Annotated in this window: 15 protein-coding genes; 12 read left to right on the forward strand and 3 right to left on the reverse strand. The window is 64.2% G+C overall.

Features of this window, described 5'->3' with window-relative positions; translation table 11 throughout:
- Nucleotides 1–2 precede the first annotated feature (2 nt).
- The 3 genes from Q7J58_RS22475 (at nt 3) to Q7J58_RS22485 (ending at nt 3,929) form a co-directional block, all read left to right on the forward strand.
- Complete coding sequence (locus Q7J58_RS22475; RefSeq protein WP_304832292.1) at nt 3–1,022, forward strand: hypothetical protein; 1,020 nt, start codon at nt 3–5, stop codon at nt 1,020–1,022.
- A 400-nt stretch (nt 1,023–1,422) separates the two neighbouring features.
- Complete coding sequence (locus Q7J58_RS22480; RefSeq protein ID WP_304832294.1) at nt 1,423–3,111, forward strand: long-chain-fatty-acid--CoA ligase; 1,689 nt, start codon at nt 1,423–1,425, stop codon at nt 3,109–3,111.
- 65 nt (nt 3,112–3,176) lie between these two features.
- Nucleotides 3,177–3,929 (forward strand): 5'-methylthioadenosine/adenosylhomocysteine nucleosidase, encoded by a 753-nt coding sequence (locus tag Q7J58_RS22485; RefSeq protein WP_304832296.1) that lies wholly within the window; start codon nt 3,177–3,179, stop codon nt 3,927–3,929.
- A 119-nt stretch (nt 3,930–4,048) separates the two neighbouring features.
- Here the strand turns inward: Q7J58_RS22485 and corA are convergent, their stop codons facing one another.
- Together corA and Q7J58_RS22495 are read right to left on the reverse strand one after the other, a co-directional pair.
- Nucleotides 4,049–5,035, reverse strand: coding sequence for a magnesium/cobalt transporter CorA (gene corA, locus Q7J58_RS22490; protein WP_304832297.1), 987 nt, complete (start codon nt 5,033–5,035; stop codon nt 4,049–4,051).
- A gap of 209 nt (nt 5,036–5,244) precedes the next feature.
- Nucleotides 5,245–6,501: a patatin-like phospholipase family protein gene (locus Q7J58_RS22495; protein WP_304832298.1), complete on the reverse strand. Its 1,257-nt coding sequence runs from the start codon at nt 6,499–6,501 to the stop codon at nt 5,245–5,247.
- Between the two features lie 64 nt (nt 6,502–6,565).
- Here Q7J58_RS22495 and Q7J58_RS22500 point away from each other — a divergent pair, with 64 nt between their 5' ends.
- The 4 genes from Q7J58_RS22500 (at nt 6,566) to hprK (ending at nt 9,993) form a co-directional block, all read left to right on the forward strand.
- Nucleotides 6,566–7,789, forward strand: a complete 1,224-nt coding sequence (locus Q7J58_RS22500; RefSeq protein ID WP_304832300.1) for an MFS transporter — start codon at nt 6,566–6,568, stop codon at nt 7,787–7,789.
- A gap of 152 nt (nt 7,790–7,941) precedes the next feature.
- Nucleotides 7,942–8,271, forward strand: coding sequence for a ribosome-associated translation inhibitor RaiA (gene raiA, locus Q7J58_RS22505; protein ID WP_304832301.1), 330 nt, complete (start codon nt 7,942–7,944; stop codon nt 8,269–8,271).
- Between the two features lie 136 nt (nt 8,272–8,407).
- A complete protein-coding gene (locus Q7J58_RS22510; protein ID WP_304832302.1) occupies nt 8,408–8,878 on the forward strand; it encodes a PTS sugar transporter subunit IIA in 471 nt (156 codons plus the stop codon).
- 164 nt (nt 8,879–9,042) lie between these two features.
- Entirely contained in the window at nt 9,043–9,993 is a 951-nt protein-coding gene (gene hprK / locus Q7J58_RS22515; protein WP_304832303.1) for an HPr(Ser) kinase/phosphatase, read from the forward strand.
- Between the two features lie 73 nt (nt 9,994–10,066).
- Here the strand turns inward: hprK and fur are convergent, their stop codons facing one another.
- Entirely contained in the window at nt 10,067–10,501 is a 435-nt protein-coding gene (fur, locus tag Q7J58_RS22520; RefSeq protein ID WP_304832304.1) for a ferric iron uptake transcriptional regulator, read from the reverse strand.
- Nucleotides 10,502–10,684: 183 nt separating this feature from the next.
- Here fur and bamE point away from each other — a divergent pair, with 183 nt between their 5' ends.
- The 5 genes from bamE to Q7J58_RS22545 form a co-directional block, all read left to right on the forward strand.
- Entirely contained in the window at nt 10,685–11,290 is a 606-nt protein-coding gene (gene bamE / locus Q7J58_RS22525) for an outer membrane protein assembly factor BamE (protein ID WP_304832305.1), read from the forward strand.
- Nucleotides 11,287–12,108, forward strand: coding sequence for a 4-hydroxy-tetrahydrodipicolinate reductase (gene dapB, locus Q7J58_RS22530; protein WP_304832306.1), 822 nt, complete (start codon nt 11,287–11,289; stop codon nt 12,106–12,108). The genes bamE and dapB overlap by 4 nt, the downstream gene beginning before the upstream one ends.
- Before the next feature lie 13 nt (nt 12,109–12,121).
- Nucleotides 12,122–12,793, forward strand: a complete 672-nt coding sequence (locus Q7J58_RS22535; protein WP_304832308.1) for a MotA/TolQ/ExbB proton channel family protein — start codon at nt 12,122–12,124, stop codon at nt 12,791–12,793.
- 5 nt (nt 12,794–12,798) lie between these two features.
- Complete coding sequence (locus Q7J58_RS22540) at nt 12,799–13,254, forward strand: biopolymer transporter ExbD (RefSeq protein ID WP_304832310.1); 456 nt, start codon at nt 12,799–12,801, stop codon at nt 13,252–13,254.
- A gap of 138 nt (nt 13,255–13,392) precedes the next feature.
- On the forward strand, nt 13,393–13,931 hold a 539-nt coding region (locus Q7J58_RS22545; RefSeq protein WP_304832312.1), incomplete at its 3' end, for a class I tRNA ligase family protein.

Raw genomic sequence — 13,931 nt, forward strand, 5'->3', positions numbered from 1 at the left:
CCATGAACGCCTCTCCCTCGTCCCTTTCCAGCCCGGTCAGTGGCACGCTGATGGATCTTCAAGAAGCCCTGGTGTTGATCCGTCGGGGTGCTTACCTGTCCATCGCGGCTGACGAGTCGCTGCTGCGCCGCTTGCCCTCGGGCAATTGGATTGCCGGCAGCATTCCCTATTTCATGGCGCAAGACGGCGGCGAGACCTCGCGCCAGAAGCTCTTCATCACCGAACTGCCCGCCCATGCCGGCACGCCGTTGCTGCGCTGGTACGACAACAGCAACCTGCACAAGGTGGCACTGGACGCACCGGCGCACGGCCTGACCGTGCTCATCGTGCCCGCCTTCTCCGAGGTGCATTCGCGCTTTGCTCGCGAGGCGCCGGCCTTTGAAGACCAGTACATGAAGCCGCTGGTGGGCTGGATTGCGGGCGTGCACCTGGACGACCTGGGCCAGGCCGCGCCTAGGGTGGTGAACGGCCAGACGCTCACTTTCAGCGGCGAACACGCCCTGGCGGTTCATATTCCGCTGCCCGAGTCGATCTACCCGCGCATCGAAATCCTGAACCTGTTCCGGCCCGGTTCGGGCGACGTGATCCGCTTTCCGTCCATCGGCTTCTCGGCGCACGAGTGCTTTGTGAACGGCGAACTGGTGAACCTGGCGCAGTACCTGGGCCAGAAAAACATCGACACCCGCCTGCCACTGGTCGCCGATTATTCGGGCGCCATGATCAACGTCTCGTTCAAGGCGGTGGACGCGGCAGCCGGGCAGGTCGATTTTTACGCCCCCGTGTTTGACGATGTGGAATACCGCATTGCCGAGCCGGTGCCCAACTACGCCAAAACGTTTGCCCAATCGCTGCCTGCCGACGCGGTGGGTGCGTCTTGGAGCTGCAACTGCATCCTGAATTACCTCTACGGCGAGCTGGAGGGCCAGCGCACCGGCCCCATGACCGGGCCCATGACCTTCGGCGAAATTGCCTACCAGTTGCTGAACCAAACCATGGTGTACGTCAACCTGGAAAAGCTTTAAAGCGAAGAGGGCTGCTGCTGTTGGTGCAGCGAGGTTGCCGCATCATGGTCGTGAAGATGCTGCTGCCCGCCCCTCATGCATGTGCATCGGGTTCGCCTGACGGAAGTGCTGTGCAAGACCAAAGATGGCGTGATCAACGTCAACATGGCCGACGACGCCATCCGCGGTCTGACCGTGGTCAAGAACGGCGAAATCACCTGGTCAGCGCCGCCGATCGGCTGTTTTGTGCGGTGTCGAAAAAGTATTGGGTACTTGGTTTTCATAGCACACAAGCACGGGTGTCCAAGGTTTTAAAGTAACCTGTCAGTCGTTCGTAAGGGAAAAACACGATGCCGAAAAGCCTTGCATCGAACGACAATGCGCAGTTGCCGACAACCTACAAGTGATATGGAGATACCGCATGACCGAATCGACGGCCGACCGTCCCTGGCTGGGCGCCTATCCCGTGGGTGTGCCCGCCGATATCGATGTGGCCCAGTACCCTTCGCTGGTCCATCTGATGGAGGAAAGTTTTCTGAAGTACGCCAGCCGGCCCGCCTACAGCTTCATGGGCAAAGAGCTCAGCTTCGGGCAGACCGACAGCCTGTCACAGGCGTTTGCGGCCTACCTGCAGGGGCTTGGGCTGGTCAAGGGCGACCGGGTCGCCATCATGATGCCCAACGTGCCGCAGTACCCGGTGGCGGTGGCGGGCATCTTGCGTGCGGGCTTCGTGGTGGTCAACGTGAATCCGCTCTACACCCCGCGCGAGCTGGAGCACCAGCTCAAGGACTCGGGTGCCAAAGCGATCGTCATCGTTGAAAACTTTGCCCACACCTTGGAGCAGTGCGTGGCCAACACGCCGGTCAAGCACGTGGTGCTGGCGGCCATGGGCGACCTGCTGGGCTTGCTCAAGGGTGCGGTGGTCAATTACGTGGTGCGCAACGTCAAGAAGATGGTGCCTGCCTTCAACCTGCCGCAGGCGGTGCGCTTCAACGAGGCCATCGCCCGGGGCACGCGCGGTACGTTCAAGCGGCCCGACATCAAGCCCGACCATGTGGCCGTGCTGCAGTACACCGGTGGTACCACCGGTGTGAGCAAGGGCGCGGTGCTGTTGCACCGCAACGTGATCGCCAACGTGTTGCAGTCCGAAGCCTGGAACAACCCGGTGATGAAGCAGGTACCGGCCAGCGAGCAGCCCACCAGTGTGTGCGCCTTGCCGCTGTACCACATCTTCGCTTTCACGGTGAACATGATGCTGTCCATGCGCACCGGCGGCAAAACCATTTTGATCCCCAACCCGCGCGACCTGCCTGCCGTGCTCAAAGAGCTGAGCAAACACACCTTCCACAGCTTTCCGGCCGTCAACACCCTGTTCAACGGCCTGGCCAACCACCCCGACTTCAACACCGTCAACTGGAGCAACCTGAAGGTGTCGGTGGGCGGCGGCATGGCGGTGCAAGGCGCCGTGGCCAAGCTCTGGCTGGAGAAAACCGGTTGCCCGATCTGCGAGGGCTACGGCCTGTCGGAAACCAGCCCGTCGGCCAGCTGCAACCCCACCACCAGCACCGAATACAGCGGCACCATTGGCGTGCCGCTGCCCAACACCTGGATGAAATGCCTGGACGACGACGGCGCAGAGGTGCCGATGGGGCAGCCCGGCGAGATCGCCATCAAGGGTCCGCAGGTGATGGCCGGTTATTGGCAGCGACCCGATGAGACCGCCAAGGTCATGACGCCCGATGGCTTCTTCAAGAGCGGCGACGTGGGCGTGATGGACGCGCGCGGCTATTTCAAAATAGTGGACCGCAAGAAAGACATGGTGCTGGTGAGCGGTTTCAACGTCTACCCCAATGAGGTGGAAGACGTGGTGGCCCAGTTGCCCGGGGTGATGGAGTGCGCGGTGGTGGGCGTGCCCGACGACAAGTCGGGCGAGGCGGTGAAGCTGGTGATTGTGAAAAAGGACCCGGCGCTCACCGAACTGCAGGTGCGCGACTTCTGCAAAGCCAACCTCACGGGCTACAAGCAGCCCAAGGTGGTGGAGTTCCGCACCGAGCTGCCCAAGACGCCGGTCGGCAAGATCCTGCGCCGCGAACTCAGAGACAAGAAGTGACCGGAGCGGGTACGACACAATGACGGGGCGGCTTTGGCCGCCTTTGTCTTTTCCGGAGGCCTTGAATGACCCACACCGCCATCGTTTCTGCTCTGCACGACGAACTCGCCAGCGTGCTCGCGCTGATGCCCGACGAACACCAGCAGGTGGTGGGTGGGCGCGAATTCTGGGTCGGGCACTTGCACGGGCAGGACGTGGTCGCGGTGCTCAGCGGCATCGGCAAGGTGGCTGCGGCCACCACCGCCACGCTGCTCATCGAACGCTTTGGCGTGAAGCGCATCGTGTTCACCGGCGTGGCCGGCGGGCTGGGGTCGGGTGTGCAGGTGGGCGATGTGGTGCTGGCCCGCAGTTTCCTGCAGCACGACATGGACGCGTCTCCGCTGTTTGCGCGCCACGAGGTGCCGGGCTATGGACGAGCGCGTTTCGACGCCGCTGCCGGGCTCACCGACGCGCTGGAGCTGGCGTGCGACCGCATGCTGCACACCCTGCCGCAACAGCTGGGCGCCGAAACCGTGGCGGCCTTCGGTCTGCAGGCGCCGCGCCTGCACCAGGGCTTGCTCATCAGCGGTGACCGCTTTGTGGCCACCACCGCCGAGAGCGCCGCCTTGCAGCGCGAACTGCCCGACGCGCTGGCCGTTGAAATGGAAGGCGCCGCCTTCGCGCAGGTGTGTCACGACTTTGGCGTGCCGCTGGCGGTGGTGCGCACCATCTCGGACCGCGCCGACGACACCGCGCACATGGACTTTCCACGCTTCCTGCGCGAAGTCGCCAGCCGCTACAGCGGCGCGGTGGTGGAGGCCTTGTTCAGCAACCGTTGAATGACCGGCGCGCGATGCCCCCACCAGAACGCAGCGCAACCGGCTTTGCCGGGGCGCACCGCGTTGCCCCTTGAGGGGCGGAGCCGGATACACGAAGTGAACCGGCGATGGGGGTGGTCTTAACGCAGCCAGCCCCGCTTGCGGAAATACACCATGGGCACGATGGCCGACAGGACCATCAGGCCGATCGCAAGTGGGTAGCCGTAGGCCCATTCCAGCTCGGGCATGAAGCGGAAATTCATGCCGTAGCTGCTGGCCACCAGGGTAGGCGGCAACAGCGACACACTGGCCACCGAGAAGATCTTGATGATCTTGTTCTGGTTGATGTTGATGAAACCGACCGTGGCGTCCATCAAGAAGTTGATCTTGTCGAACAGGAAGGCGGTGTGGCTGTCCAGCGAGTCGAGGTCGCGCAAAATTTGCCGCGCGTCTTCAAACTGCTCGGCGCTCAGCAGACGGCTGCGCATCATGAAACTCACAGCGCGCCGGGTGTCCATCACATTGCGGCGGATGCGTCCCGACATGTCTTCGTTGCGCGCAATGGCCGACAGCGCTTCGCTCAGCAGGTTGTCCGAGGCGTTGCTGTTGAGCACCTTTTTGCTCACCGTCTCAATCTCGTCGTAAATGTCTTCGAGCGTGTCGGCGCAGTATTCGGCGTCGGCGTCAAACAGCATCAGCAGCACATCTTTGGCGTCTTCGATCAGCCCTGGCATGCGCCGCGCCCGCATGCGCAGCAGGCGAAACACGGGCACGTCTTCGTCGTGGATGGAGAACAGCACGCCTTTGCTCTTGAGCGAGTCGTTGTGCTCGTTCAAGATGAACGCGACCCGGATGGCGCGCGGGTCTTCAGCGTCATCGATCAAAAAGTCGCTGCGCACATGCAGTTCGCCGTTGTCTTCTTCAAAAAAACGGGCCGATTCTTCGATGTCCTCGTCCATCGCGTCTTCGGGAATCGACAGGCCGAAGTGCTGCTTGACCCAGCGGCGCTCTTCGGGTGTGGGGGCCTCCAGGTCAACCCAGATGGGTTTGAACCGCGCCAGTTCTTCGAGCGACTCGATTTCTTCCTGAAACAGGCGGCCATTGGCCAAGGTGAATACGTTGAGCATGTGGGCGCTCCCGGCGTGAGAGGGGCTGAGGGAAGCGGGGCACGGGCGTGCCCCTGGGCGGGGGGAGGGTGGCGCTTTCAGCCGGCCGATCGCCGAATCTCAGCCCCCGCTCGGTGGGCGGGCTCAGACGGGAGCGGGTGGAGCTGAAAGCACACAACTGGGGGGTGTGCTGTCCATGGGGTGTTGAATGGGTTGAAAACTGCCGCTGATTATGGCACCGCAGGCCCGCTGTGGTGGGTGGGCGGTGGGGCCATGAACCGCATCAATTCGTCTTGGCGCCGCCGGGCGTCGCCCTCGCCGAGTTCCATCAGGGCGCTGACGAAATCGGGTTCAAACAGCAGGTAGCTCGCCAGCGCGGCGGCACTGCCCGCGGCGGCATGCCCGGTGTCCAGCGCGCCCAGCCCCACCAGGGTGTTGCGCGTGGGCCGGGGCAGGGCGTCGATGTATTTCAGGGCCAGCTCATCCAACGAAAAACTGGGTTGCAGCGCCAGCACCTCCACCGGGCGGTACGGCAGGGCCGCCGCCAGGTGAGGCGGCAGTTGGGCCAGCGTCTGGCTGACGCGCTGGGTTTGCTCCACATCGGACTGCAGCGTGTCGTGAAACACGCTGGCCATGGCGTGGCCCGCGATGGTGCCGGCAGTGGGCTCGTTGCTCACGCTGGCGGCCAGGCCCGAGCGCTGCGGTTGGCCCACGCCGATCACCAGCACCCGCCGGGCGCCGAAGTGAATGGCCGGTGACAGTGGGGACAACTGGCGCATGGATCCGTCGCCGAAATGCTCTTTGTGACCGTTCACCCAGAGCGGCACGGCCGGAAACAGGAACGGGATGGCGCTGGACGCCATCAGGTGTTCGATGGTGATGGGTTGGAAGTCGGCGCGCCGCCCGGGGCGGTGCCAGGGCTGCACCGGGCTGTCGGATCGGGTCTGGCAAAAAGTCCAGTGCTCGCCCGACGTGTAACTGGAGGCGCTCACGCCGAGCACGTCAATGTGGCGCTGCTCCAGCGCGAGTTCCAGTGCCTGGAGGTTGATCGCGCGGTGCAACGTGTCCACCAGGGGCAGGGTGTCAAGCAGGGCGCGGTGGCGGCGCACCTGGCGCGCCAGCGTCCAGCCGGCCACCAGGCGGTTGGCCCGAACCCAGCCGGGCGCGTCCAGCCGGTAGACCTGTTCCGAGCGCAGGCCGCGCCAAAAGTGGGCCAGCTGCGGCAGCGCCGCCAAGCCCCGTTCCGCGTGGCTGCCCAGGTAGGCCGCATTCAGTGCCCCCGCCGAGGTGCCAAACAACCACCGAAACGGAAAGCGGTGCTCGTTCGCTGTGCTGGTGCCCAGCATGGCCGCCAGCGCCCTGAGCACGCCCGCCTGGTACGCGGTGCGGGCACCGCCGCCCATCAGCACCAGCGCGCAGCCGTCGGCCACCGATTCGGTGGTCCCGTCCGCCAGCATGTTGCGTGAAATCAGGGTATCGAGTGACAACGTGGTGGGCCTTGTGAACCAGCGCCAGCGGCGCCTCGACTACATTGGGGCGTTTGGCAAAATCATGACACATTCCCACCTCTCTCCCCGCCGCGAGCGCTGGCTGCTGCTGACCATTGCCGGCATCCAGTTCACCCACATCCTCGACTTCATGATCATGATGCCGCTCGGGCCGCAGTTCACGCGGCTGTTTGGCATCACCGACGCGCAGTTCGGTCTGTTGGTTTCGGCCTACACCTTGTCGGCGGGCATTTCCGGTCTGGCCGCCGCCACCTATGTGGACCGGTTCGACCGCAAGCGCCTGCTGCTCACGCTGTACGTGCTGTTTGCGCTGGCCACACTGGCTTGCGGGCTGGCGCCGGGTTACGGGTTTTTGATGGTGGCGCGGGTGGCTGCTGGCATGTTTGGCGGCGTGCTGTCGGCGCTGTCGCAAACCATCGTGGCCGACGTGGTGCCGTTTGAGCGCCGTGGCCGGGCCATGGGCATCGTCATGTCGTCTTTCTCGTTTTCGACCGTGGCCGGGGTGCCTATCGGGCTGTTTCTCGCTTCGCACCTGAGTTGGCAGGCGCCGTTCATCGGCATTGCGGCGCTCAGTGGTGTGCTTGCCCTGGGCGCGGCACTGACCCTGCCCAAGCTGAACCAGCACCTGCTCGCCAAAGACCGGCCGTCCATCTGGCGCGGCATTGGCATGGTGCTGAGCGAGCGCAACCACCAGCGGGCGTTTGCGTTTTCTGCCCTGCTCATGTTCACCGGCTTCACCATCATTCCCTTCATCACCATCTACATGGAGACCAATGTGGGGGTGCGTTCGGACCAGGTTCCGTACATCTATCTCTGCGGCGGTGCGGCCACATTGGTCACCGCGCGGGTGTTCGGCCGCCTGGCCGATCGCATGGGCAAGGTGCGGTTGTTCCGCTGGCTGGCCCTGGCGGTCACCGTGCCCATCATGGCCGTCACGCTCATGCCCACCTTGCCACTGTGGGCGGTTCTGGCCGCCTCCACGGTGCTGTTTGTGTTGCTCAGCGGCCGCATGATTCCCGGCATGGCGCTGGTTACCGGCGCGGCCACGCCGGCCTTGCGCGGCACCTTCATGGCGCTCAACGCCTCGGTGCAATCGGCGGCCATGGGCCTGGCGTCGTTTCTGGGCGGGCTCATCATCAGCCGCGATGCGGGCGGTCTGGTGCAGCACTACTGGGTGGCGGGTCTGCTTGGCGTGTGTGCCAGCCTGGCTGCGGTGCTCATGTCGCGCCGCCTCACGTTGCACGGCACACCCAAAGCCGCAGGCTGAACGACAAGGTCCGCCTTTTCACACTTTGTTGCACTGCAAGATTGCGCTGTACCCCGTTCATGGGCATAGTGGCTTCAAGGCATCCCCGTCGCCGCCGGGAGGTCTGCCTACCCGGCGGCTTGTGTCAACCCGGAGCATAAGGAGGCTCATCTATGAACCTGACGATCAGCGGTCACCACCTCGAAGTCACCCCCGCCCTGCGCGGTTACGTCACCAGCAAACTCGAACGCATATCCCGTCACTTCGATCAAGTGGTCGATATCAAGGTGCTGCTCACGGTCGACAACCTCAAAGAGAAAGACCTGCGCCAGCGCGCTGAATGCAATATCCATGTCAAGGGGAGAGACCTGTTTGCGGAGAGTGCCCACGCTGATCTGTACGCCGCCGTGGACGAGTTGGCCGACAAACTGGATCGCCAGGTGCTGCGTTACAAGGACAAGGCGCAAGACCACCACCACGAAGCCGCCAAACGCCTGATGTAACGCTTGGGAAGGGCCGCTGAATGCGGTTCTTATGTTGCGCTGCAGCAAGCCGCTTGAAAAGTCAAGCGGCTTTTTTGTTTCCAAAGTCTAGCCAACGCCGCGCAACTCGGCATAATTTGCGGTCCAAGAGGCCCACATGAACCGACTATCTGCCATATTGCCCGCCGCGCAAGTGCTTGTGAGCGTCGACGCGACCAGCAAAAAACGTGCGTTTGAAGAAGCGGGCTTGCTGTTTGAAACCCTGCACGGCCTGAACCGTGCCCTGATCACCGACAGCCTGTTTGCGCGTGAGCGCCTGGGCTCCACCGGCCTGGGGCACGGTGTTGCCATTCCCCACGGCCGCATCAAGGGCCTGAAACAGCCGTTGGCTGCGGTGTTCCAGTTGGGCAACCCCATCGGCTTCGACGCCCCCGACGAGCAACCCGTGCAGCTGATGATTTTCTTGCTGGTGCCCGAAGCGGCCACCCAGAAACACCTGGAAATCCTGTCTGAAATCGCTGAGTTGCTGAGCGACAGTGTCTTGCGCGAGCAGATGAAAACGTCGGGCGAAGCTGCAGCGTTGCACAGCCTCATCACGTCCTGGCAGTCTGCACACGCCGCGGCCTGAATGTGGCGCTTTGCTTCGGCGTGGTGCAAGGCCACGTGCGAAACCGACCGGCGTGCCGAATCCTCACCAACAGCCCCTGCTTGGGGCTGTTTTGCCTTGTGCGACACCGTGCAAACGCAGCGCGCACGCGGTAACTTTCTGCTCTTGAGTGAAAGTGATGCGACATGAAACCCACCGTCGTCAGCGCAGACGTCCTGTTTGAAGACCACCGCGAAGCCCTGAAGTGGCAGTGGGTGGCTGGCCTGGGTGCTTCTGAGCGGCGCTTTGACGAGGTGGCTATTCGCGAGGCCCGTTCGGGTGCCGACCTGGTGGGCTACCTCAATTACATCCACCCCTACCGGGTGCAGGTGTTTGGCGAGCGCGAGGTGGCTTACCTGACCAGCGCCAACGACGACGACAACCGCCGCCGTGTTTCGCGCATCGTCACCCTGGAGCCACCCGTGCTGGTGGTGGCCGATGGACAGACCGCGCCCGATGCGCTGCTCGCCATGTGCGAGCGGGCTCAGATCCCGATGTTTTCCACCGCCGAGTCGGCGGCTTTCGTCATTGACGTGTTGCGCGCCTACCTGTCGCGCCATTTCGCTGACCGCGCCTCCATGCACGGTGTGTTCATGGACATTCTGGGCATGGGTGTGCTGATCACGGGCGAGTCGGGTTTGGGCAAAAGCGAACTCGGGCTGGAGCTGATTTCACGCGGCCACGGCCTGGTGGCCGACGATGCGGTGGACCTCTACCGCATCAACCAGACCAGCATCGAAGGCCGCTGCCCCGAGCTGCTGCAAAACCTGCTGGAAGTGCGTGGTATCGGTTTGCTCGACATCAAGGCCATCTTCGGCGAGACGGCGGTGCGCCGCAAAATGCGCCTGTCGTTGATCGTGCATCTGGTGCGCAAGGAAACCATGGAGCGCGACTACGAGCGCATGCCGCATGAGCCGCTGTACCAGGACGTGCTGGGCGTGCCCGTGCGCAAGGCGGTGATTCAGGTGGTGGCCGGGCGCAACATCGCTGTGCTGGTGGAAGCGGCGGTGCGCAACACCATTTTGCAGCTGCGAGGCATTGACACCTACCAGGAGTTTGTTTTGCGCCACCGCGCGGCCATGTCGCGGGGGGAGTGAATGGCACAGCCCCCACGCTCCCCACTGCCCCGGCATCGGCCTGAGCCGATGCCGCAAGTGGTTCGCTGCCCCCTCAGTGCCTTTTGTTGCGGTGCTGGCAATCGGTCTTGACGCAATTCGCGTAGAGCGACAGCGCGTGCTCTTGCAGCACAAAGCCACGCGTTTTGGCCACCAGGTGCTGACGTTTCTCGATTTCTTCGTCGAAAAACTCTTCCACGCGGCCGCAGTCCAGGCACACCAGGTGGTCGTGGTGCTGACCTTCGTTGAGTTCAAACACCGCCTTGCCCGACTCGAAGTTGCTGCGGGTGAGCAGGCCGGCCTGCTCAAACTGCATCAACACGCGGTACACCGTGGCCAGCCCAATGTCGGAACGGTCTTCCAGCAGCACGCGAAAAACGTCCTCGGCGGTCATGTGGCGCTGTTTGGCGTTTTGGAACACCTCCAGAATCTTCAGTCGCGGTAACGTGGCCTTGAGCCCCGTGCTTTTGAGTTCTTCGATGTTGGTCATGGGAGGGCAGGGTGCAAGGGGTGGTCGGCCGTTGGCGGCTGGGTCGATGGGCTCCCGGCGTGTGGGCCTGCGGCCTGCCGTACCCCGGGGCTACAATGTTCGGATCATATCGCCAGCGCGCGCGATGTGCAGCATGGCCACACCGCTGGTGGCTGTACCACGCGCCTTTCACGGTTTGCCCACATGCACCACCTCTCCTCTCCTCGCCCTTCTTTATATGAGCGCTTGCCGCGCCTCAGCCGCCCGGGCCGCGTGCTGTGCGCACTGGGCGCTGTGCTGGCGCTTACCGCCTGCTCCAGTCTGGGTGACCGGATGCAGGGCATGCCCAGCATCGGCAGCCTGGTGACGCCTTACAAGATCGATATTCAGCAAGGCAACGTGGTCACGCGCGAGCAGACCCAGGCGCTGCAGCCCGGCATGTCGCGCCTGCAGGTGCGCGACATTCTGGGTTCGCCGCTGCTCACCAGCGTGTTCCATGCCGACCGCTGGGACTACGTGTTTACCTTCAAGCGCCAGGGGCAACCGTCGCAGCAGCGCAAGCTGGTGGTGTTTTTCAAGGGCGAGTTGCTGGAGCGCTTTGAAGGCGACGAACTGCCCACCGAGGCCGAGTTTGTGGCCTCGCTGGACGTGCGTCGCACCTCCGACAAGCCGCCCGTGCTGAAAGCCACCGAAGAACAACTCAAAGCGTTCCAGGCGCGCAATGCCCAAGTTGCTCCGGCCCAAACGGTGCCCACCGTGGTCCCTGGCACCACCTATCCCCCACTGGAAACCCCGGGATCCGTCCAATGAGTGCCACCACCTCCAACCCGTTGCGCATTTGTGTGGCTGGCGCCAGCGGCCGCATGGGCCAGATGCTGGTGGACGCGGTGCGCGTCAGCGGCGACTGCGTGCTGTCGGGCGCAATCGACATCGCATCCAGCCCGGCCCTGGGCCAGGATGCTGGCGCCTTCGGTGGCCAGTCCACCGGCGTCACCATCACCGCGGATCTGGATCAGGGGCTGGCCGGTAGCCAGTGCCTGATCGATTTCACCCGCCCCGAGGGCACGCTGGCCCACCTGCGTGCGTGCGTGAAGCACGGTGTGAACGCCGTCATTGGCACCACCGGTTTCAGCGACGAGCAAAAAGCCGAGATAGCGGAGGCTGCGAAGTCGATCGCCATCGTCATGGCGCCCAACATGAGCGTGGGCGTGAACGTGACGCTCAAGCTGCTGGAGATGGCGGCCAAGGCCCTGTCCACCGGTTACGACATCGAGATCATCGAAGCCCACCACCGCCACAAGGTGGACGCACCCAGCGGCACCGCCCTGAAAATGGGCGAGGTGATCGCCGACGCGCTGGGCCGAGATCTCAAGGACTGCGCCGTGTATGCGCGCGAAGGCGTGACCGGCGAGCGCGATCCGTCGAGCATCGGTTTTGCCACCATCCGCGGTGGCGACATCGTGGGCGACCACACGGTGCTGTTCGCCGGCACCGGCGAGCGCATCGAAGTCACGCACAAGTCCAGTAGCCGCGCCACCTACGCCCAGGGCAGCCTGCGTGCGGTGCGTTTCCTGTCGGACAAGCCCGCAGGCCTGTACGACATGTTCGACGTGCTCGGCTTGCGCTGAGTCGCCCCACCCCATGGGCATTCTGGAAACGCTGGCGCAGGCCGACGCACTGGGTCGCGCCGTGGCCCTGCTGTTGCTGGCCATGTCGGTGGCGAGTTGGGTGGTGATTGTGTGGAAAACCTGGCTGCTGCGCCGCGCGGTGCAGGGCGTGCGCCTGGGCACGGCCGCCTTCTGGCAAGCCAGCGATCTGGACGACGCCGACAGGCGCCTCGCGGTGTTTGACACCCGCGAGCTGCTGCTGCCGCTGTTGCGCGCCGCCCGCAGCCTCAGCGGTGCCCCCGCCCACACGCTGGCCACCGCAGGCGACCGCTCGCAGCAACTCACCCGCGTGTTGCGCGACGCGTTGCACCGCGTCCTGGCCCGGCTGCAATACGGCCAGGTGCTGCTCGCCACGGTGGGCTCCACGGCGCCTTTTGTGGGACTGTTGGGCACCGTCTGGGGTATTTACCACGCGCTCACCAGCATCGGCCTGGACGGCGGCTTTCGCATCGAGCAGGTGTCGGGCCCGGTGGGCGAGGCCTTGGTGATGACCGCAGCCGGCCTGGCGGTGGCCATTCCGGCGGTGCTGGCCTACAACGTGCTGGGCCGCAAGGTGGCCGACATTGAAGCCGAGCTGGAAGGCTTTGCGCGCGATTTGCGCGAGCTGCTGTGCCACACAGCCACGGCGCCAGCGCCCGCGGCCTGAGCACCATGGCCTTCGGCAGACTGGAAAAACCCGCCGGCCACCGGCCCATGAGCGACATCAACGTGACCCCGCTGGTGGACGTGATGCTGGTGCTGCTGGTGATCTTTATTTTGGCAGCCCCGCTCATGGCCAGCCGCCTGGCGCTGGAGCTGCCCAAGACCGAGGCGGCTGGTGCGCCAGCGGTGGACGCGTCCGCCGCCTTCGTGGCCTTGAGCGTGGACGCGCAAGGCCAGGCTTACTGGGACGACCAGCCTATTGAGGCCGATGCCTTGCGCCAGCGCCTGCAAGCCACCGCCGAGCGCGACCCGGCCACCGAACTGCAGCTGCGCGCCGACACCGCCGTGCCTTATGGCCGCGTGGTGCAACTGATTGCGCTGGCACAGACGGCGGGCCTCTCACGCATCGGTTTTGTGGCCGATCCGACGGCGCCAGCCCCCTCGGTGCCGGCGCCCGCCCGCTGAATTTCGCCGGGGGTCCCCAAGGCCTAAAATCGTGGGTTACCGTCCTGGGCGGTTGCAGGCGCCACACCGCGTGCCTGACCCCGCCCCCGAACCCTCTTACCCGACAGTCCTCCTCACCGCTTGCCCGGTCCCTGCTTCATGCAAGAAAAATACGCCCACAAGGAAGTCGAGCGCGCCGCGCACGCCCACTGGAACGCCACCGATGCCTACCGCGTGAGCGAAGACGCGGGCAAGAAGAAGTTTTACGCCTGCTCCATGCTGCCTTACCCCAGCGGCAAGCTGCACATGGGCCATGTGCGCAACTACACCATCAACGACATGCTGGCGCGCCACCTGCGCATGAAGGGCTTCAATGTGCTGATGCCCATGGGCTGGGATGCGTTTGGCCTGCCGGCTGAAAACGCGGCGCTGAAAAACGGTGTGCCGCCCGCCAAGTGGACGTACGAAAACATTGCGTACATGAAGCAGCAGATGCAGGCGATGGGCCTGGCCATCGACTGGAGCCGCGAAGTGGCCACTTGCGACCCCTCCTACTACAAGTGGAACCAGTGGCTGTTTTTGAAGATGCTGGAAAAGGGCATTGCTTACCGCAAGACCCAGGTGGTGAACTGGGACCCGGTGGACCAGACCGTGCTGGCCAACGAGCAGGTGATCGACGGCAAGGGCTGGCGCACCGG

The sequence above is a fragment of the Hydrogenophaga sp. genome (genome assembly GCF_030656115.1).
Taxonomy (GTDB): Bacteria; Pseudomonadota; Gammaproteobacteria; order Burkholderiales; family Burkholderiaceae_C; genus Hydrogenophaga.

Coding starts and splice junctions, on each gene's coding strand:
- bamE (WP_304832305.1), top strand. CDS start 10,685: ATGCACCACCTCTCCTCTCCTCGCCCTTCTTTATATGAGCGCTTGCCG.
- Q7J58_RS22485 (WP_304832296.1), top strand. CDS start 3,177: ATGACCCACACCGCCATCGTTTCTGCTCTGCACGACGAACTCGCCAGC.
- raiA (WP_304832301.1), top strand. CDS start 7,942: ATGAACCTGACGATCAGCGGTCACCACCTCGAAGTCACCCCCGCCCTG.
- Q7J58_RS22475 (WP_304832292.1), top strand. CDS start 3: ATGAACGCCTCTCCCTCGTCCCTTTCCAGCCCGGTCAGTGGCACGCTG.
- Q7J58_RS22535 (WP_304832308.1), top strand. CDS start 12,122: ATGGGCATTCTGGAAACGCTGGCGCAGGCCGACGCACTGGGTCGCGCC.
- Q7J58_RS22480 (WP_304832294.1), top strand. CDS start 1,423: ATGACCGAATCGACGGCCGACCGTCCCTGGCTGGGCGCCTATCCCGTG.
- Q7J58_RS22500 (WP_304832300.1), top strand. CDS start 6,566: ATGACACATTCCCACCTCTCTCCCCGCCGCGAGCGCTGGCTGCTGCTG.
- Q7J58_RS22540 (WP_304832310.1), top strand. CDS start 12,799: ATGGCCTTCGGCAGACTGGAAAAACCCGCCGGCCACCGGCCCATGAGC.
- corA (WP_304832297.1), bottom strand. CDS start 5,035: ATGCTCAACGTATTCACCTTGGCCAATGGCCGCCTGTTTCAGGAAGAA.
- Q7J58_RS22510 (WP_304832302.1), top strand. CDS start 8,408: ATGAACCGACTATCTGCCATATTGCCCGCCGCGCAAGTGCTTGTGAGC.
- fur (WP_304832304.1), bottom strand. CDS start 10,501: ATGACCAACATCGAAGAACTCAAAAGCACGGGGCTCAAGGCCACGTTA.
- dapB (WP_304832306.1), top strand. CDS start 11,287: ATGAGTGCCACCACCTCCAACCCGTTGCGCATTTGTGTGGCTGGCGCC.
- hprK (WP_304832303.1), top strand. CDS start 9,043: ATGAAACCCACCGTCGTCAGCGCAGACGTCCTGTTTGAAGACCACCGC.